The sequence below is a fragment of the Glutamicibacter sp. MCAF14 genome, assembly GCF_052114325.1.
Taxonomy (GTDB): domain Bacteria; phylum Actinomycetota; class Actinomycetes; order Actinomycetales; family Micrococcaceae; genus Glutamicibacter; species Glutamicibacter arilaitensis.
Window position 1 is genome coordinate 228049 of sequence record NZ_JBFREO010000003.1, and the last position, 17774, is coordinate 245822.

The 17774-nt window shown below is 59.2% G+C and carries 20 protein-coding genes and 1 riboswitch; of the genes, 8 read left to right on the top strand and 12 right to left on the bottom strand.

Annotation, left to right across the window (positions count from 1 at the left end):
• Window positions 1-35: 35 nt before the first annotated feature.
• The 3 genes from AB4Y71_RS06480 to AB4Y71_RS06490 all read right to left on the bottom strand — a co-directional run bounded on the left by AB4Y71_RS06480 (window position 36) and on the right by AB4Y71_RS06490 (window position 3439).
• Window positions 36-1037 carry a DMT family transporter gene (locus tag AB4Y71_RS06480; RefSeq protein WP_441718859.1) on the bottom strand — a complete coding sequence of 334 codons (1002 nt, stop codon included), beginning with the start codon at window positions 1035-1037 and terminating at the stop codon, window positions 36-38.
• 80 nt (window positions 1038-1117) lie between these two features.
• Window positions 1118-2047 (bottom strand): GNAT family N-acetyltransferase, encoded by a 930-nt coding sequence (locus tag AB4Y71_RS06485; protein WP_441718862.1) that lies wholly within the window; start codon window positions 2045-2047, stop codon window positions 1118-1120.
• A 6-nt stretch (window positions 2048-2053) separates the two neighbouring features.
• A complete protein-coding gene (locus AB4Y71_RS06490) occupies window positions 2054-3439 on the bottom strand; it encodes a glycine--tRNA ligase (protein WP_134780859.1) in 1386 nt (461 codons plus the stop codon).
• Window positions 3440-3619: 180 nt separating this feature from the next.
• Between AB4Y71_RS06490 and AB4Y71_RS06495 the strand changes: the two genes are divergently transcribed.
• On the top strand, window positions 3620-3850 hold the full coding sequence (locus tag AB4Y71_RS06495) for an RNA-binding S4 domain-containing protein (RefSeq protein ID WP_013348288.1): 231 nt from the start codon (window positions 3620-3622) through the stop codon (window positions 3848-3850).
• Here the strand turns inward: AB4Y71_RS06495 and AB4Y71_RS06500 are convergent, their stop codons facing one another.
• From AB4Y71_RS06500 to AB4Y71_RS06510, 3 genes are all read right to left on the bottom strand, one after another.
• On the bottom strand, window positions 3851-4501 hold the full coding sequence (locus AB4Y71_RS06500; RefSeq protein ID WP_441690348.1) for an alpha/beta hydrolase: 651 nt from the start codon (window positions 4499-4501) through the stop codon (window positions 3851-3853). It abuts the gene before it with no gap.
• 73 nt (window positions 4502-4574) lie between these two features.
• On the bottom strand, window positions 4575-4871 hold the full coding sequence (locus tag AB4Y71_RS06505; protein WP_441718865.1) for a GntR family transcriptional regulator: 297 nt from the start codon (window positions 4869-4871) through the stop codon (window positions 4575-4577).
• Window positions 4872-4933: 62 nt separating this feature from the next.
• Window positions 4934-5995: a hypothetical protein gene (locus tag AB4Y71_RS06510; RefSeq protein ID WP_441718868.1), complete on the bottom strand. Its 1062-nt coding sequence runs from the start codon at window positions 5993-5995 to the stop codon at window positions 4934-4936.
• Between the two features lie 303 nt (window positions 5996-6298).
• Here AB4Y71_RS06510 and AB4Y71_RS06515 point away from each other — a divergent pair, with 303 nt between their 5' ends.
• Both AB4Y71_RS06515 and AB4Y71_RS06520 read left to right on the top strand, forming a co-directional pair.
• Entirely contained in the window at window positions 6299-6715 is a 417-nt protein-coding gene (locus AB4Y71_RS06515; protein WP_441718871.1) for an SHOCT domain-containing protein, read from the top strand.
• 68 nt (window positions 6716-6783) lie between these two features.
• Window positions 6784-7641: an SGNH/GDSL hydrolase family protein gene (locus AB4Y71_RS06520; protein ID WP_441718873.1), complete on the top strand. Its 858-nt coding sequence runs from the start codon at window positions 6784-6786 to the stop codon at window positions 7639-7641.
• 83 nt (window positions 7642-7724) lie between these two features.
• On the opposite strand, the gene metX is transcribed toward AB4Y71_RS06520, so the two are convergent.
• The gene (gene metX, locus AB4Y71_RS06525; protein ID WP_441718876.1) at window positions 7725-8870 is read right to left on the bottom strand and encodes a homoserine O-acetyltransferase MetX; all 1146 of its coding nucleotides are present in this window, start codon (window positions 8868-8870) and stop codon (window positions 7725-7727) included.
• A gap of 2 nt (window positions 8871-8872) precedes the next feature.
• Window positions 8873-10216: a bifunctional o-acetylhomoserine/o-acetylserine sulfhydrylase gene (locus AB4Y71_RS06530; protein WP_013348281.1), complete on the bottom strand. Its 1344-nt coding sequence runs from the start codon at window positions 10214-10216 to the stop codon at window positions 8873-8875.
• A 91-nt stretch (window positions 10217-10307) separates the two neighbouring features.
• A riboswitch (SAM riboswitch) is annotated at window positions 10308-10426 on the bottom strand.
• A gap of 173 nt (window positions 10427-10599) precedes the next feature.
• On the opposite strand from AB4Y71_RS06530, the gene AB4Y71_RS06535 reads away from it, so the two are divergent.
• Window positions 10600-11244 (top strand): VOC family protein, encoded by a 645-nt coding sequence (locus AB4Y71_RS06535; protein WP_013348280.1) that lies wholly within the window; start codon window positions 10600-10602, stop codon window positions 11242-11244.
• Between the two features lie 49 nt (window positions 11245-11293).
• On the opposite strand, the gene AB4Y71_RS06540 is transcribed toward AB4Y71_RS06535, so the two are convergent.
• Together AB4Y71_RS06540 and AB4Y71_RS06545 are read right to left on the bottom strand one after the other, a co-directional pair.
• Entirely contained in the window at window positions 11294-11731 is a 438-nt protein-coding gene (locus AB4Y71_RS06540) for a GNAT family acetyltransferase (RefSeq protein ID WP_441718879.1), read from the bottom strand.
• A gap of 18 nt (window positions 11732-11749) precedes the next feature.
• Window positions 11750-12532 carry a CPBP family intramembrane glutamic endopeptidase gene (locus AB4Y71_RS06545; protein ID WP_441718882.1) on the bottom strand — a complete coding sequence of 261 codons (783 nt, stop codon included), beginning with the start codon at window positions 12530-12532 and terminating at the stop codon, window positions 11750-11752.
• 96 nt (window positions 12533-12628) lie between these two features.
• On the opposite strand from AB4Y71_RS06545, the gene AB4Y71_RS06550 reads away from it, so the two are divergent.
• From AB4Y71_RS06550 to AB4Y71_RS06560, 3 genes are all read left to right on the top strand, one after another.
• Window positions 12629-13474, top strand: a complete 846-nt coding sequence (locus tag AB4Y71_RS06550; RefSeq protein ID WP_441718885.1) for a phosphotransferase family protein — start codon at window positions 12629-12631, stop codon at window positions 13472-13474.
• 586 nt (window positions 13475-14060) lie between these two features.
• The gene (locus AB4Y71_RS06555) at window positions 14061-14363 is read left to right on the top strand and encodes a hypothetical protein (RefSeq protein WP_441718887.1); all 303 of its coding nucleotides are present in this window, start codon (window positions 14061-14063) and stop codon (window positions 14361-14363) included.
• 221 nt (window positions 14364-14584) lie between these two features.
• Complete coding sequence (locus AB4Y71_RS06560; RefSeq protein ID WP_441718890.1) at window positions 14585-14797, top strand: hypothetical protein; 213 nt, start codon at window positions 14585-14587, stop codon at window positions 14795-14797.
• A 370-nt stretch (window positions 14798-15167) separates the two neighbouring features.
• Here the strand turns inward: AB4Y71_RS06560 and tpx are convergent, their stop codons facing one another.
• Window positions 15168-15665: a thiol peroxidase gene (tpx, locus tag AB4Y71_RS06565; RefSeq protein WP_013348274.1), complete on the bottom strand. Its 498-nt coding sequence runs from the start codon at window positions 15663-15665 to the stop codon at window positions 15168-15170.
• 98 nt (window positions 15666-15763) lie between these two features.
• On the opposite strand from tpx, the gene AB4Y71_RS06570 reads away from it, so the two are divergent.
• Window positions 15764-16390, top strand: a complete 627-nt coding sequence (locus tag AB4Y71_RS06570) for a class I SAM-dependent methyltransferase (protein ID WP_441718893.1) — start codon at window positions 15764-15766, stop codon at window positions 16388-16390.
• Window positions 16391-16511: 121 nt separating this feature from the next.
• On the opposite strand, the gene hutI is transcribed toward AB4Y71_RS06570, so the two are convergent.
• The gene (gene hutI, locus AB4Y71_RS06575; RefSeq protein ID WP_441718896.1) at window positions 16512-17699 is read right to left on the bottom strand and encodes an imidazolonepropionase; all 1188 of its coding nucleotides are present in this window, start codon (window positions 17697-17699) and stop codon (window positions 16512-16514) included.
• Window positions 17700-17774: the final 75 nt, after the last annotated feature.

Consider the following 17774-nt stretch of genomic DNA (forward strand, 5'->3'; position numbering starts at 1 on the left):
AGGGTAAACGGCGAGATCGCGGTGCGCTCTTCGCGTCACGCAGCTGAGCTTTGGGAGTGCACTTTCTTCGCGTTCCGCGCCCCGGAAACCGACGCCAGGCCGACGGCGAGCAACGTCAGCAAGGTGCCCATGACCGTGGCCGTGGTGATGACCGAACCCGGGGCCGGGAAGAACGCGTCCAGCAGCAGCGAACCCACCAGCTGGCCGCCCACGGCAGCCAGGCTGGTGACCAGCACGCCGAGCCGCTTGACCACCATCGCCGTGATGCCAACGAACAGGCAGCCAAGCAGCCCTCCGATGTAGTGCAACCAGGTACTGGGCAGCGGATGCAGCTCTACGCCAGCGGGCAGCCGCACGATCATCACGAGAACCAGGACCACGAAGCCGACCGCGAAGTTCACCAAGGTGGCCGCGGTTGCGCTGCCATAGGCTGCCGCTTGCACGCCATTGGCCGCTCCTTGGAAGCCCATGAGCATCCCGACCGCCATCGACAACGCCATTGGCAGCAGCAACGTGGAAAGCTGGGCATCTGCGCCACGCGGGCTCACAGCCCAAATCACTCCGAGAATGGTCAGCACCACGCCCAGCAGGCGCAAGGCATTGATTTTGCGCGGCGTGGCTCCGCCGAATCCTACTCGGTCCATGAACATGGAACCGATGGACTGGCCGGTGACCAGGCAGACGGTGAACAGCGCGACGCCGATCAGCGGAACTGCTGCGGCCTGGCTGAAGACAATCAAGGCGCCCACCGCTCCGGCCACCAGATACCAGCGCGGGAACCTGCCTTGGGCCAAGGCACGGGGCACTTGCCGTACCGAGCTGCGCACTGCGGGAACAAGGAGGGCCAGCAGGATCAATGCCGCCAGCCCCACACCGAAGCTGATGGTTGAGGCCGCGATGGGATCGCCTAGTTTCGCGCCCAGCGCTCCGTTGATGCGCGACTGCACGCACAGCAGCAAGCCCGAGGCGATTGCCAGCACGGTGAACAGGAACTTTCCGCCGGTACGTACCTGCGCGGTCATGGTGGTGGTAGTCAACGGCGTTCTTTCAAGAAGAGAAGTCTGAGTGGAAATGGCAAAAGACGGGACCCGCTAGGCGAGTCCCGTCTCTGCTTGCACTACTTCGCCGCGTCGCTGGCGAGGATATGCGTGGTGGAAATGACGGTGGCCTGGTCAACCGCTGCCAACGCATCGATCAACGATGAGAGAACGAACATCGACGAGTCGACTTCCAGCTTCACCGGGTACTGGTGGATGAGCATGGCGACCATGTCGCGCACCGCTTCGGCCACTTCGTCATCGCTGAAGGCAGGGTTGTGGCCTACCAGCACGTCGGTCGGGGCGTTCTCACGCGCCGGCACGTAGCTCACGGCGAAGGCCAGCGGAACGCCGCCATCGCGCTTGGGCTTGTCGCGCAGCACCAGCGCGCCCTGCGCACCGGTGTGCTCGTCGAGCAGCATCCTCTGGGCCGAACCCACGGTCATCTTGGCCGGATCCCAATCGGTGTGCACGGCGTTGTAGAAGTCCATGACCAGCTTGGTCAATTCCACGCTGCCGGTGGACAGGTCCTCGATCACCCGGTCATTGGTGTCGAAAACCGGTTCAGCCAAGGCACCCGGTTCCAGGATGACATCGCGTGAGACCTGGATTTCGCCCAGGCCCAGCGATTGGCAGAAGCCTGCCGCCGCGGCCGCCGGATCTCCGGCGGTCACGGTATAGCGGGCCTTGAGCTCCGTAGCCTGGCCCGCAGGGATCTGCTTGCGCAGCTGCTGAACCAGCGCGGTGCCTACGCCGGTGCGGCGCTGTTCGGCAGCCACCTCGACATAGAGCCATAGCCGCTGCGGGTGCAGCGAAGAGGCGAACACCACGCCGGCGCCGATAGCCACTTCATCAATGGTGGCTACCAGCGTGCGGGAGAACGGCGCATCGCTGTTCTCGCGCAGCATGGTGCGGTCCTGGTGGGCCTGCGGCGAGCGCGGGTCACCGAAGATCTGCAGCAGCTGCAGGTCATCCCCGGAGCGCCATGGGCGGAATTCCAGTTCGTTCATCGGGCTCTAGGCTCCGTTCAGACGCTCGGAAAGGTAGGCGGTGACCTGGTCCAGGGACACGCGTTCCTGGGCCATGGTGTCGCGTTCGCGGATGGTCACGGCCTGGTCATCGAGGGTGTCGAAGTCCACGGTGATGCAGAATGGGGTGCCGATCTCATCCTGGCGGCGGTAGCGGCGGCCAATGGCACCGGCGTCATCGAAGTCGATGTTCCAGCGCTTGCGCAGCTCGGCAGCCAAGTCCTTGGCCTTTGGCGAGAGGTTCTCGTTGCGGCTCAGCGGCAGCACGGCGGCCTTGACTGGTGCCAGACGCGGATCCAGCTTCAGCACGGTGCGCTTGTCCACGCCGCCCTTGGTGTTCGGTGCCTCGTCCTCGGTGTAGGCATCGACCAGGAAGGCCATCATGGAACGGGTCAGGCCGAAGGAAGGCTCGATCACGTATGGGGTGTAGCGTTCGCCGGTGGCCTGGTTGAAGTAGGACAGCTCGGCGCCCGAAGCCTTCGCGTGGGACGACAGGTCGTAGTCGGTGCGGTTGGCAACGCCCATCAGCTCGCCCCATTCGGAGCCCTGGAAGCCGAAGCGGTACTCGAAGTCGATGGTGCCGGCCGAGTAGTGTGCTCGCTCGTCTTCTGGCACGTCGAACTGGCGCAGGTTCTCTTCCTTGATGCCAAGGTCAAGGAACCATGCCCAGCAGTCCTTGACCCACTGGTCGAAGAATGCCGGAGCGTCTTCTGGAGCGGTGAAGAACTCGATTTCCATCTGTTCGAATTCGCGGGTGCGGAAGATGAAGTTGCCCGGGGTGATTTCGTTGCGGAAGGCCTTGCCGATCTGGCCGATGCCAAATGGCGGCTTCTTGCGGCTGGCGGTGAGCACGTTGGCGAAGTTCACGAAGATGCCCTGTGCGGTTTCTGGACGCATGAATGCCAGGCCTGCCTCGGAATCCACTGGGCCCAGGAAGGTCTTCATCAGACCGGAGAACATCTGTGGTTCGGTGAACTGGCCCTTGGTGCCGCAGTCAGGGCAGGCGATCTCGCTCATGCCATCCTTGGGTGCGCGGCCCTTCTTGGCTTCGAAGGCCTCGATGAGGTGATCCTGGCGGTGGCGCTTGTGGCACTGGATGCACTCGACCAGCGGGTCGGTGAAGGTTGCCACGTGTCCCGAGGCTTCCCACACAGCCTTTGGCAGGATGATCGAGGAATCCAGGCCAACCATGTCTTCACGGCCGCGGACGAAGCTCTGCCACCATTCGCGCTTGATGTTTTCTTTCAGTTCGGTACCCAGGGGACCGTAATCCCATGCGGAACGGGAACCACCGTAGATTTCACCAGCCTGGAATACGAATCCTCGACGCTTTGCGAGGGAAATAACCTGGTCTAGCTTGGACTGTGGCGCCATATCAACTCCAATGGAAATTACGAGGCCGCTGGTTGCGGTCCGTAGAAAAATACATACCTTTCAAGGGTATCGGTTCCATGGCCTGCAAACGAAGCGAAATCAGGTAACGCTGACGTGAACTTCCACGCCTTTGGCCGATATTCGCGTTGCAAGCGGCATATTTAGGGAAGAATGGACGCCATGAGTGCCAATGAAGCTTTTGACCTAGAAATCCGTGACGAGTCCATTCGCTTGGGCCAGCTGCTCAAGCTTGCTTCCCTGGCTGAGGACGGCATCCACGCCAAGGAAATGATTTCCGACGGAATTGTCACCGTCAATGGCCAGGTGGATACCCGCCGCGGGGCGCAGATCCGCCCCGGCGACGTGGTGTGCGTGAACGGTGAATGCGTGAAAGTCACCGCCCAGCAGTAGCTAGTTTTTCTTCAGGACGACCGTGTTGAGGAATTCGGCAACGTCCTGCAGTTCTTCCATGCACACCGAATGGCCAATCTGCGGATAAGTTTCGCTGGTCAGTTCGGTGTGCTTCGGAACCCAAGCCAAGGTGTACTCGATCTTGTCCCGGGTGATTACCGGATCTGCCAAGTCCCGGCCCCAGAACATCGGCAGTGGATATTCCTCCAGCTTCGCATCGTCAAAAATCTCCAATGGCTGCGGATCCACCGCGAATCCCGAAAGTCCCACCACAGCGTCAATGGAATCGCGCTGGTAGCGGGCCAGCGAGGTGGCCATCGCCATGCCTTGGGAGAAACCAAGCAAGGTCACCGAGGAATGCTGTTGGGCCAAAGGCTCTAGCAGGGCCCAGAGCGCTTGGACGCTGTGCGCCACCGCGTCGATGGAGTAGTCGATTTCCTGGGTCAGCGGGAACCAGCTGTAGCCCGGGCCTGCCTGCAGCGGTGCACGGACCGAGAGGTAAGTGAATTCTTCAGGCAAGTGCTGCGAGAGCCCCATGAGGTCTTGCTCGTTCGAACCATAGCCGTGCAGGAACACCAGCAGCGGAGTCCCCAGGCGGGTTTCGTCGTTACGGGAGATGATGGCCACCGGCGCATGTTCTTGGTTAGTCATAGTGACCCAAGACTATCGAAGACCGCGTAATTGGATAAGTGACCTGAAAAGCACTGAGCGCTGGTTCCGCGCACTAAGTTGCCTGGGCTGACTTCCATGCCGCCTCGACGAGATTCTGCAGTTCTTCCAGGACCATTCCCGATTCTTTCGCGCTGGATGCTAATACCCTGGCATCCGATAGCAGCCTTGGTGCCAGCATGTGTCCGGCGTTCACTCGGGTGCCATTGGCACGGCCGGTGCGAACCAGTCCGGCGGCTTCCAGTTCCTTGTAGGCCTTAGCCACCGTGCCGACCGCCACTCGAAGATCGCCGGCCAACTGTCGCACTGTAGGCAACTTCGCGTCTTCTGCCAGTTCACCGCTACGAATCATGGCAGCAAGCTGAGCTCTGATCTGTTCTGAAGGCCCCGCTGGGTGAGCCGATTCCAGCGTGATCATGCCGGCATCTCCCTACCCTTGGATTGGTGCTGGACTTCGGTTCCGTAGGCAGCTGCCATCCACCCAACGAGATGCCCAAGAAGCAGGACGCCAATAATCAAAAGCAACATGCACAGGCCACCCATGGTCCATCCGAGCGTCGCTAGCCAGGGATCGCGGAATATGTCGGCACCCGCGTCAAACCTCTGCCCCACCTCGTAAATGGCGTTATAGGAAGCCCCATAGGTCGAGATGGCGGCCATGGCCAGCAGTGGAACCAATTGGAAACAGAGTAGTGCGCTGAATCCGGTACTGAGCACGTATCCGTTATGGGTACGAACCGCCTTGTCGAATTCGCGCAGCTCCAAGCTGCGCAGGCTAGGCCGCCGGACGTTGCTATTGAGCGCCCACATCGTCAGCATGTACCCGAGCACCACTACCGCTCCCACCGGGATCCCGTAGTACCAGCCCGGGAATGGCCCACTGCTTCCGTACCCAACCAAGTTTTCGGTAACCACCGAATTCGCATCTATTGACGCTCCGCTATGCGTGACGTAGTGCAACTGGCGGTAGAGTCCTCGCTCGTCCGGCGACGAAAAAATGCCACCGAGAAGCAACCCCACGACGGTTATTGCCGAAAGCACGCTTGGAAGAGCAACTCCCCAGCCGGGGCCAAACATCCCCTTGGTTCGCGGCGTCAGGTCTGCACAGATTTGGTCATGCTTCAGCTGCGAGGTGCTTCTGGCTTCATGGGGAAGCGGCCACCACAGAAATACCAGCGTAGAAAGGACCCCCGCCGCCCCAGGCGCGAGAACCAAGGGCAATCCCGCTGCTTTGGTGAAACCCTGATGCACAACGACTGCCAGGACAACGCCAAGAACTGCTGCTCCGACTGCGGTGAGGTTGCGGGTCCTGATTGCCCGGAGTATTCGAAGCACCAGTTCCCTATCAGGTCCCGAGGCTTCCCTGGATTGCAGCGTGAGGGGTGCGCGTCGTTGCGAAAGCACTCCGCGTCGAGTCAACGCGACAAGGACAATTCCGATTCCAACGATCACGATAATCGGCAATAGATTACTCATCGTCGTTCCCTTCGAGATTGGGAAGGCAGGCAGCTTTCCGCTTGTATCACTAGACCAATACAAGCAATATCACCGACTTGTGTCAATAGGGTGACACAAGCGGGCACGATGTAGCATTCACTCCTCGTCACACAAGTTGTTGGAGGATCACACAGTTATGAAGTGACATGTAACAAAATAATAAATCTTCAAAAAATTCCCTAGTTTTTTGAACTTTTCATGCTTAGCTAATCCCATGGCATCACGGCCACTGGAAACGCGCCCGCACCGGACGCGACGAAGTCCGATTGAGAGAAAAGCTCCATGGGAAAAATTGAATACCGCAGCGCACTGCCCGGGCTTGCGCCCGAGGATCTCGAAGACTTCGGGTATATCGAAGAATTCGTATATATCGAACCCGACCTTGGAAACACGTCGTCGCCCTACGAGAGCGCAGACACCGTATTTTCCATCGGGCTTCCCCTGTTCGCCATCCTTTTTGTGGCCGTCCTCGGATTCATCATCTTCGTCAGCGTCCGAAACTACCGCAAGGCCAAGAGTGCCGGCTTCGATCCACTGACGATGGAAACCGAACTGATGGCAAGGGCGGCCAATTCAGCCATGATTGCACCGAAAAAATCCCTTGAAGATAAGCTATCCGAACTTGAATCCCTGCACTCGCGTGGAGTCATTACTCGCGATGAGTACTTGCAGGCTCGCAGGGACGCACTGAGTGAGTAGCGCAGCAGCCCCAGGAATCATCCTTGAGAATGATTGACTAGAAGTTACCCATTGGTAACAATAGATTCGTGCCAAACGAAATTTCTCCTGAATCAACAGAATCCCTAGAAACCCCAGTCCATCCATGGCGCCGCTATGTCGCCATCGGAGACTCCTTCACCGAAGGCATCGGGGACCCGGATCCCGCAAACGTTGGCCGGCATCTTGGCTGGGCCGATCGCTTGGCACATGAACTGAGCAGCACGGTTCCGGACTTCGCATATGCCAATCTCGCGATTCGTGGGCGGCTCATCGGGCAAATCGTTTCCGAGCAGCTTGATCCTTGCATTGAGCTGAAGCCTGATCTGATCTCCCTCTGCGCCGGCGGCAACGACGTACTGCGCCCTGGCGGCGACCCCGACAAGATTGCCGACATCCTCGATAACGCGGTAGCCAGGCTCACCTCCACCGGCGCCACGCTCCTGCTGTTCACCGGACCCGATATCCGCGACACCCCGGTCCTTGGAAGCATCCGCGGCAAAGTGGCAATCTACAACGAAAACGTGCGCACCGTAGCCGCACGCCATGACGCCATCGTTGCGGACATGTGGGCTCTGCAGGAGCTGCACCAGTCCCAGATGTGGGCACCGGACCGCCTGCACTTCTCCCCTATCGGCCACCAGCGCATTGCCGCCATGGCCTTGGACTCGCTGAATGTCCCGCATCAGCTGGATACCGAAATCGCCCCGGTTGTCGAGCAGCGCAGCTGGCGAGAAGCCCGCAAGGAAGATCTGCAGTGGGCACGCGAGCATCTGGCGCCGTGGGTATTGCGCCGTTTGCGCCACCAGTCCTCCGGCGATGGCATCACCGCGAAACGTCCTTCGGCTGCACCATTTGCGAACACCATGCCCAATGATTCCCTCGGTGCAGGCGACAGCGCAAATTAGCTAGTAAAAGCCAGAAGCAGTTCCACCGATAACTGGTGGAACTGCTTCTGGCTTTACAAGCGATCCGGCTACGCGGCCGATGATCAGTCTCCGAATACCAACGTCCGAAGGACCCCATCGAGCTGCTTGGCATCGGTCAGGAAGCCATCATGTCCGATGGGCGAATCAATGTAGTGCACAGGTTTCGGCTTAGCCAGCGACGAAGCCAGTTTCACCGACTGCTCTGGGAAGTACAGGCGGTCACTGGTCACCGCTGCAACTACCACGTTGACTTTCGCCAAGCGGGCCAACGCAGCTTCCAAGGATTCATGGCCGCGAGCCACATCGTGGCTCATCAGCGCTTCGGTGAGCACGAGATAGCTGTTGGCATCAAAGCGATTCACCAGCTTGCTGGCTTGGTGATCCAAATAGCTTTCCACCTGGTAGCGCCCACGCGCTCCGTCGAGCTGGCCCGTTGGCTTCTCGCCTTCCTGCGGGTTGCGCGAGAAACGGGTTTCGAGCTCGGCTTCAGAACGATAGGTGATGTGGGCCAGGCGGCGGGCCAAACCCAGACCAGCGTCCGGGCGGGCCTCATTGCCGTAGTAATCGCCATTGCAGAAGTGCGGATCCAAGCGGATGGACTGGGTCTGCACCTGGGCGAAGGCGATTTGCTCGGCAGTTGCCTGCGCGCTGGATGCCATCACCACCAGATTCTTCACCTGCTGCGGGAACTGCACCGCGTACTCCAGAGCACGCGCCCCGCCCATCGAACCACCGATGACCGCATGCCAGGAATCAATTCCCAGCTGCTTGGCCAGACGCGCTTCGAGGCGCACCGAGTCCTTGATGGTCACGAACGGGAAGCGCGAACCGTAGGGCACGCCTTGCTCATCCAGGGACGCCGGGCCGGTGGATCCATTGCAACCGCCCACCATGTTGATGGACACGACGAAGTACTCATTGGTGTCAATCGTGGCGCCAGGGCCCACGAAACCTTCCCACCAGCCGTCGCTTTGCGAATCGCCCTGGGCAACGTGCGCGTCACCGGTCAGTGCATGCATCACCAGTACCGCGTTGGAACCGTCGGCAGCTAGGGTTCCCCAGGTTTCAAAGCCCAGCTCCACCTCGGGAAGGTATCCGCCAAATTCAAAGCAGTGCTCCCCCACGGAACTACGACGCAAAATGCCGTCTTGTCCGCCAGCGAGCTCTTCGGCGCGAAGAGTATCTTCAGTAGTCACAATGGATGCCATGCCTAGAGAGTTTCCTGCAGTTCCTTGTTCTCAAGGGCGCCGACAGCTGCGAAGCCCAGTTCCAAATCGGCCAGAATGTCCTTGATGTTCTCCAGCCCAACGCTCAGGCGCACCAGTCCCGGGCTGACGCCAGCGGCAACCTGCTCGGCCTCGGAAAGCTGCGCGTGGGTCGTGGAGGCCGGGTGGATGACCAAGGAGCGCACGTCGCCGATATTCGCCACGTTGGAGTGCAGCACCAGCGCGTCGACGAAGGCCTGGCCTGCTTCTGAGCCGCCTTCCAATTCGAAGGCGATGACCGAGCCAGCGCCCTGGTCGCTGTACTTCTGCGCACGCTCGTACCAAGGCGAGGACTTCAGGCCTGCGTAAGCGACCTTGCGCACTTCGCCGCGGGCTTCGAGCCAGTTGGCAACCTCGACGGCGTTCTGGCCGTGGCGCTCAATGCGCAGCGACAAGGTTTCCAGCCCCTGGGCGATCAGGAAAGCATTGAACGGTGCAACCGAGGCGCCCAAGTCGCGCAGCAGCTGCACACGGGCCTTGAGGATGTAGGCCAGATTCGCGCCCAGGATGCCATTGACACCCAGGTCGCGGGCGAAGACCAGGCCGTTGTAGGACTCATCCGGGGTGTTGAATCCTGGGAAGCGTTCCGCATCCTTGCCGAAGTCGAATTTGCCCGAATCCACGATGACGCCTGCGATGGCATTTCCGTGGCCGCCAAGGAATTTGGTGGCCGAATGGATCACGATATCCGCGCCCCACTCGATCGGGCGGATCAGGTACGGGGTGGCCAGGGTGTTGTCCACCAGCAGCGGCACGCCGGCTTCGTGGGCGATGGCCGAAATGTCCTCGATATTCAGGACATCCTGACGCGGATTGGAGATGCTCTCTCCGAAGAATGCCTTGGTGTTCGGGCGGACCGCGGCACGCCATTCATCGAGGTTATCCGGATCAGAGACGAAGGTGACCTCGATGCCCAGGCGCTTCAGGGTGTGCTTGAGCAGGTTCTGCGTTCCGCCGTAAAGGCTTGGGCTGGCAACCAGGTGGTCGCCGGCCTCGGCCAAGTTCAAGATGGCGAAGGTGGTTGCTGCCTGTCCCGAAGAGAGCAGCAGTGCTCCGACACCGCCTTCAAGGTCGGCAATGCGGGTTTCCACTGCGTCAGTCGTCGGGTTTCCGATACGCGTGTAGATCGGCTCCAATTCCTGCAGCGCGAATCGCGCAGCAGCGCTCTTGGCGCTAGGGAAGACGAAAGAAGTGGTCTGGAAAATAGGGAGAGCTCGTGCTCCAGTTGTCGGATCCGGGGTCTGGCCGGAGTGGATCTGACGGGTTTCAAATGACCAGTTGCTGCTCATGGTTTCCTCCAAATAGCGTTTCATGACTATGGGGGTACGCCACTGAAAAGACACCGACAGGAAGCACCGTATCGAGAGAACTTCCAGGGGTAACCCGCGCTTGTCCTTGATGCCTTGCGCATTCAAGGGCCAGGTCTTCACCCGGGGCACCCCACCGCGGTGGAGGGTTGCCGCCCAGTAAGCCGGGGCTTGTTACTGGGACTCATGACCTGCATCCAGTTTGCCCGAGAACCGAAGATCTTTGCAATGCAGGCGCTTGGCCTTGGACTCAATCGGTCATATTCCGTATTTTTGAGGACTTTTCCGCAGACTATTCGATAGCATTCGCCCCGCTTAGGGTTACCTAAGTAGAGACTGCCATCACATGTTGCCATGATGGGCACATGATGAGGCTAGATCACGTAAGTTATGCATGCGGCCCTGATGGGCTGATGCCAACCGCGCAAAGAATCTCCGAGTCGCTCGGCTTGGAGTTCGTCAAGGGTGGCGTGCATCCACGATTCGGAACACGCAATGTCATCTTCCCGCTCAAGCACGGCCAGTACTTGGAAGTAGTCGAGGTGCTGAACCACCCGGCCAGCGACAAGGCACCCTTCGGACAGGCTGTTCGCGCCCGCTCGGAACTCGGCGGTGGCTGGATGGGCTGGTGCGTCTCGGTGGAGGATCTATCCAGCGCCGAAGACCGCCTGGGCCGCAAGTCAGTGCCTGGCAACCGCAAGTTCCCTGATGGCCGCGAACTGACCTGGCAGCAAATTGGTATCAAGGGCCTGATCGCCGACCCGCAGTGCCCATACCTGATCTCATGGGATGACGGTACTGAGGACCTGCATCCGTCCAAGTCGCTTGAACCGGTTGGTGCCATCAGCGAGATAGCCATCGCCGGTTCGCGCGAACGGGTGCTGGATTGGCTCGGCCAGCCGCAGAACGTCAATTTGGGAGCTGTCACCATGCAATATGAAGCTCCGAATGGCACTCCGGGCATCATGTCGGTAACCTTTGAAACCGAGTCCGGCACCGTGGTGCTGTAAGAAGTTCAAAAATGAACTCACGAAGGCGGGGCCAATGGCGTCCCCGCCTTCATTCTTTTCCGGCTCTTGCCTCAGACTGGTCCAGACGCCGGCCCAAGACAACGACCTGCTGGTCTTCAAAGCCCAGGCGTTCATAGAAATCGATGACGGCAGCGTTTTCGCTGCGGACCATGAGCTGCACCTTGGGCACTGCCCGTTCTCGCAGCCACAAGCTGGCCGCATCCACCAAGGACCTGCCCAGGCCATTGCCCTGCCTGCGCGGATCCACTGCAACGTAGTAGAGCCAACCGCGGTGCCCGTCATGGCCAGTCATCGCAGTGCCCACAACCTGATCATTTTCGATCATGGCCAGCACCGTAGAGGTGGGTTCGTGCAAAGCCCGTCGAGCGTCAGCGAGCGGATCATTCCACGGACGAGTCAGCCCGGTGGCTTCCCACAAGTCAACAGCTTGGTGGAGGTATTTCTCGCTCAGCTCGGTAATCTGCATCAGCCCAGCATAACGGCACTATTGGCCGATTCCGATGGCCGGCCCAATCAGTGCATAGCCGACGAACCCGATGGCATCGAGCAGGAAGTGCGCAATGACCAGCGGCATGACCCGCCCGTACTTCTGGTAGATCCAGCCGAACACCACGCCCATGAGCATGTTGCCGATCATCGGACCTGCACCTTGGTACAGGTGGTAGCTGCCGCGGATGACAGCGGAAAGGATGATGATGGACCACGGGCCCATTTTCAATTTCCTGGCATAGGTGAACAGGAATCCGAGCATCAGGACTTCTTCGAGCACCGCATGGCGTACGGCCGAGAGCAGAAGCACTGGCACGCTCCACCAATAATCTCCCAAATTCGCTGCCGACAGTGCCGTCGTGATGCCCAAAGCCCGCCCCGCGGCATAGACTCCCAGCGTGCCTACGCCCATGGCCAAGAACAGTCCTGCTCCAAGCAGCGCGTCCTTGCCCGGCTTGCGCATATCGAAACCGATATCGCGGATGGTTCTCCCGGTAGTGCGCTTCATCAGATACAACGCCAGCACCACTGGAACCAGGGCAAAGATGATGTCCAGCAGCTGGTAGGAGAAGTCAAAGAATTCCCGGGTGCTCAGCTGGTTATTCAGCGACGTTGTCTGCTCGCGCAATGGAGCCCTGGTGACTTTGTCCGCAAAGCTGAGCAGCGAGTAGACCGCGCTTTGCCCCAAGGACAGCGCAAGTACCAAGACGATCTCAAACCCGAAGGTCTTGCGGGTTGCCTTCTGCTCAATTTGTTCAGCGTTCACGTTTTCGATCATAGGCTGATCTGGCTGTGCGCGTACTGAGGAAGCGCGTGGCAAACCTGCGATAGCCTGAGATCAAGACCGCCAGCGAGCTACATGAGAAGAGTGCCAGTGAGCCGACCTGCCACCAAGGAAGAATTGCAGATTGCCCGCCAGCTTTGCCCCGATCTCTCATGGGATGACGCGGCAGTAAACGAGGGCGGGCAGTTCCACAAGGTGATCATTGCCAACCCGCAGGCAGTTATTCGCATGGCACGCACGCCGCAAGCCACCGAGCAGATGCCCCGCACCTTGGACCTTCTGGACCGTCTCGAAAGCCAGTTGGATTACCAGATCCCGGTGGCCACCTCTCAGATCCTGAGCGTTGATGGCTTGGGTTCGGTGGCGATGTCATTCATTCCAGGCAGTGCCCACGAACCGCACTATGGAGATCCGCAAGTTCTGGGCAAGGTAGTGAAGGACTTGGCCGAGATTCCGTTGGAACCCATCAACGATCACCTGGCCACGCCCTTTGCGTTCCGCGGCCCATGGACCGAAGAACGCCAGCAGCAGTGCTACGACGCCCTGCCCGATGAACTGCGCCCGGCGGCCAGAAGCCTGTGGGCACAGCTTGATGAGTTGGCACAGGTGCCCCCGGCACTAGTACACGGAGATCTGGCCGGGCACAATATGCACTGGGTTGACGAAGAACTGATTGGCATTCTGGACTGGGATCTGGCCGCGGCGTGGGATCCTGCGCTTAACACCGCATACCTGAGTCTGTGGCATGGGCTGGCGATGGTGGACTTGATTGCACCCAACCCGGACGAGGCCCGCCGTGCGAAGATCTGGTTGGGGTTGATGAGTTTGGAACGGCTTTCGGATACCCTCTCGCGCACCGACAACCCGAAGATGGGCAAGCTCATGCGCAAGATTGGTCCGCGGATCCTGAATGCGGCGGAAGCTGTTCTGGTTTGATGTTCAATTCCCAGATCACCTCCCCGCAGCAAGCAGCGGAAGAGCTCGCGCTGAATCGTGGAGCGCACGACCTGAGGCTATTGGGTGCAGGCGTGGAGTTCCTGTTTTTCAGCACGCGGGCAGGGACACGGCGTGAAGGCTACCGCGTACCTCGCGCACGTGTTTTTGACACCGTGAATAATCCAGGGATTCAGGCTTTGGAGCTCCAACGCAAAGAACTGCGGCTTAGCGCCTGGGCCTTGGGGCATGGTGTGCCTTCTGCGAATCCGACGGAGCTGGTGGATCAAGGCGGGTATTCGGTGCTGGTCACCGAAGTTATCGACGACGACCAGACGCCGGTAAACCAGCAGGCGTTGGGAGCTGTCCTGGCCAAGATGCACCAGGTTGAGCCACTAGCTAGTGAAGTAGCCCGATGCCCGGATATCTATGATTATCTGGCTCAGCGCATCGGTGATCGTCATTCGAGAATTAGTACCGATCATCAGCTGCCAGCCTTGCCTAAACCAACTCATCTGGCCAAGGTGCTCCAACGTTCGATGCACCGGTCAGCCAGCTGCATCTGGATATTCGCCGGCAGAACATTCGTGTGGCTGCCGCTGAACCGCGGGCATTATTTGATTGGAGCAACGCACTCACTGCTGCTCCAGAACTCGAGATGGCGCGTATTCGCGAATACGCTCAGATACCAGAAAACGCTCTGGACTACATGGACATCCTTGCCGGCTACCGTGCTTATGGCGGAACCATCGATGAGTCCACGACCGCTTGGGCGGTGCTGCGTCTGGATGCTGCTCTCATGCTGGCCGGTGCTTTCACCTCGGTGAGCCCGAACGAAGAACTTGCCAGTGTATTCCTCAATAGGGTTCGGATCCTGCTGCAGGATCTATAGGCTTCACGCAGGCACAGGAGGCTTTGCCGCAGGGTTATGCTAAGAGTTGGTACCTAAAATGAATTCGCGTCAGATGTACGTCGTGCGCCCTCAAGGCACTTTTTATGTCTTCAAATGGCGTAAGTACACCGCGGAAATTAAAACCTCGAGCGGCTCAGGAACCGTGTTCTCCCCAACCGGAATCCAGTTTCGAGTCGTAGCTTCCTAGGCGAGGAGAAATTATGACACTGAAAAATGCATTCGCGCTCACAATCATCGTAGGAACTTCAATGGCGTTCACCGGTTGTTCTGCCAGCGATTCCAGCAGCCCGGCTACGCCAGCTACCGAATCGATGATGCCGTTGCAAGGCCACGAGCTAGCTGCCCTCACCACGGTAGTTGACCAGAAGGACCAGAATATCTCCCTTGCTATTCCGCTCCGCGGCGGCGATTAAGCGGTTGCGCTCGAATGCTCGGGCAAAGATACGTTGTCCACCATCGCATGGCAAAGCGATGATAAAAAGGAGAACGGAGAAATCAGCGTGCCTTGCACATTTGAAGGCGTAAATGTCCGCGAACAGATTTCTCTTAACGGCTACTCAAGTTCGCTGACTTTCGTCACCAGCGAGTTGCAAGGATACGAACTTACGGTATCAATTGCCTCAACTGCGAATTAGCACTTGATGATGGTCCTTCCCGTTGTCTTCGTATATCAGGCTTTAGCGAAACATTATTTTGTTCCAACGCGTTGAAAACGCAAAATGCCCACCCGAGTTCGCGGCTCGCGTGGGCATTTCGGTGCATCGTCGCCGATGCAATAAAGCTTTAGCTCAAGGCTGCGATGGTTGCATCGTAGTCTGGCTCGGTGGTGATCTCAGGGACTACCTGGGTGTAGGTCACCTTTCCGGTCTCATCCAAGACGATGACCGAGCGCGCCAGCAGGCCAGCCAGTGGACCGTCGATCTGGGTCACGCCGTAGTCCGAACCGAAGTCCGAGCGGAAGACCGAAGCAGCGGTGACGTTCTCGATGTCTTCGGCACCGCAGAAGCGGCCCAATGCGAATGGCAGGTCAGCGGAAACGCACACTACGGTGGTGTTCTCCAGGCCGGCAGCCAGTTCGTTGAAACGGCGAACGCTGGCAGCGCAGACACCGGTATCAACTGATGGGAAGATGTTCAGGACTACGCGGCGGCCAGCCAGCGACTCGCTGGTGACATCTGCAAGGCCGGTGTCGGTGAGGGTGAATGCTGGAGCCTGCGAGCCTACGGCTGGCAGTTCACCAATGGTCTGTACGGGAGTTCCCTTAAAAGCAGTATTAGCCATAGGTCTTGTTTATCATGGATGCCTAATCCGGAGCCATATTTTCAGCCAACAAGCGCAAACAAGTCGCTCACGCCTTGTGCTCATGCAAGACTGTGGAGATGGGCACGAACTACGATGCATATGCGGCCAAGATGCGAGCGCAGACTCTGGACGGTACTGATTTGGAAGTAGTCGCCCGATTCACTGACATGCTATGCCACCGTGAATCACAGGTTCTGGACATCGGCTGCGGCGTGGGCAATACGGTCAATGCGCTGCGCCGCATGGGACACCATGCCTACGGCATAGACCCCACACCCCAAGTCCTGGAAGTAGCTGCAGAGCTATTCGACGGGACCTGGTTCAGGCAGCTGTCAGCGAATCAGCTGGAGAGCGCCTCTTTGCGCAGCCATGGCCTGCCCGAACAGTACGACGCCATTTTGCTGGCCGGCAATGTTCCGGCATTCATCCCACGCGAACAGCTACGGGGAATTTTCAGTTTGGCCGATCAGGTGCTCAGTTCTTCGGGCGTGCTCATTATCGGCACCACCAGCCATACCAAAGGCGGGTCAGCAGACCAGGACGAGCTTCGCCAAGGTACTTCGCTGCAACTGATGCAACGATTCTCCGACTGGCATTTATCTCCCTACCAGTCAGATTCCCCGTGGTCGGTCAGCGTCTACGCGCACATCAAGCAGCGTTCCGGGTTCCCGAGCCCAGACGGAATATTCGTATTGCCGTCCTAGTCTCATGGACAGTGAGAGTCGAAATGGCGGCTACCATTTCATCGGCTTCCTCACTCGCCGGCGGGAATCCCCGAGCATAGTGTCCGGTACAGCACGGTTCTCGGTGGCCTGCGGCAAACCGCTAGATTGCTTTGCCGGCCCGATATACGCTGTGGGTCAGGTTCATTCCGGGACGGTATGCCAGATGCGCAGCAACCGGAGCGTCAAGCACATGCAGATCAGCACGTTTGCCTACCTCGATGGAACCGGTTTGGCCGGCAACTCCGAGGGCCAAGGCGCCGCCGTAGGTTGCCGCTTCGATTGCCTCAGCCAGCGACAGGTTCATTTGGAGCACTGCGGTAGCCACGCAGAAGTTCATATTGCTCGTGTAGCTGGTACCCGGATTGCAGTTGCTGGCCAAAGCAATTCGCACACCTGCATCAAGCAGTTCGCGGCCCGGGGCAAGCGGCTGTCGCGTAGACAGGTCGCAGGCGGGCAAGCAGGTTGCTACCGTGCCCGGAGTTCCTGTCCGTGTGGCTGAGTCCCAGCCGGCCCAGCTTCCGGCGAGCGCCTGGATGTCCTCTTCCTCCAGATAATTCACGTGGTCTACAGAGTGGCTGCCGAACTCCACTGCCAGCTGCACTCCTGGGCCAGGACCCAGCTGGTTTCCGTGGACCTTGGTCGCCAGTCCCTTTGCCCTTGCCGCTTCCAGGACCCGGCGCGATTGTTCTTCAGTGAAAGCTCCGCGTTCGCAGAAGACATCGACGAAGTCAACGTTATCTGCCACGGCATCCAGCATCGGGCCAGTTACCAACTCCGTGTACTCATCGGCATCCCATCCTGCAGGTACCAAGTGCGCACCGAGGAAGGTCAAGGAATCAACCAGCGGTTTGCCCAGCACCGAATGCCGGGTCTCTTCATCCACTGCCAGGCCATAACCGGTCTTGGTTTCCATCCATGTGGTGCCCATTGCCAGAGCTTCCGCCCGGCGTGCAGCCACAGCTTCGCTCAGCTCGTTATCGGAAAGCTGGCTGGTAGCTGAAGTGGTGACCGCGATGCCGCCGGCGGCATACGACTGCCCGGCCATGCGCGCCACGAATTCTTCGGCCCGGTCGCCCCCGAAAATCAGGTGGCTGTGGGAGTCAACCCAGCCGGGCAAAACCGCACGCCCGCCGAGATCAATCGATTCATCGGCTTGCGGTGCCTGGCCCATGTCACCGACCCATGCGATCAGGCCGTCTTGGATCAGCACCGCGGCGTGTTCCAACACCCGAGCGTTTTGGTCAACCGTAGTCAGCTGTCCAATGTTGGTAAGCAACAGGGTTGCCATGAGAATTCCGCCTTCGTGGTGTTGCTGGTCCTTTAGGCATGAGCCTACCTAGGATCCATGGCGTGGGAACAGAGA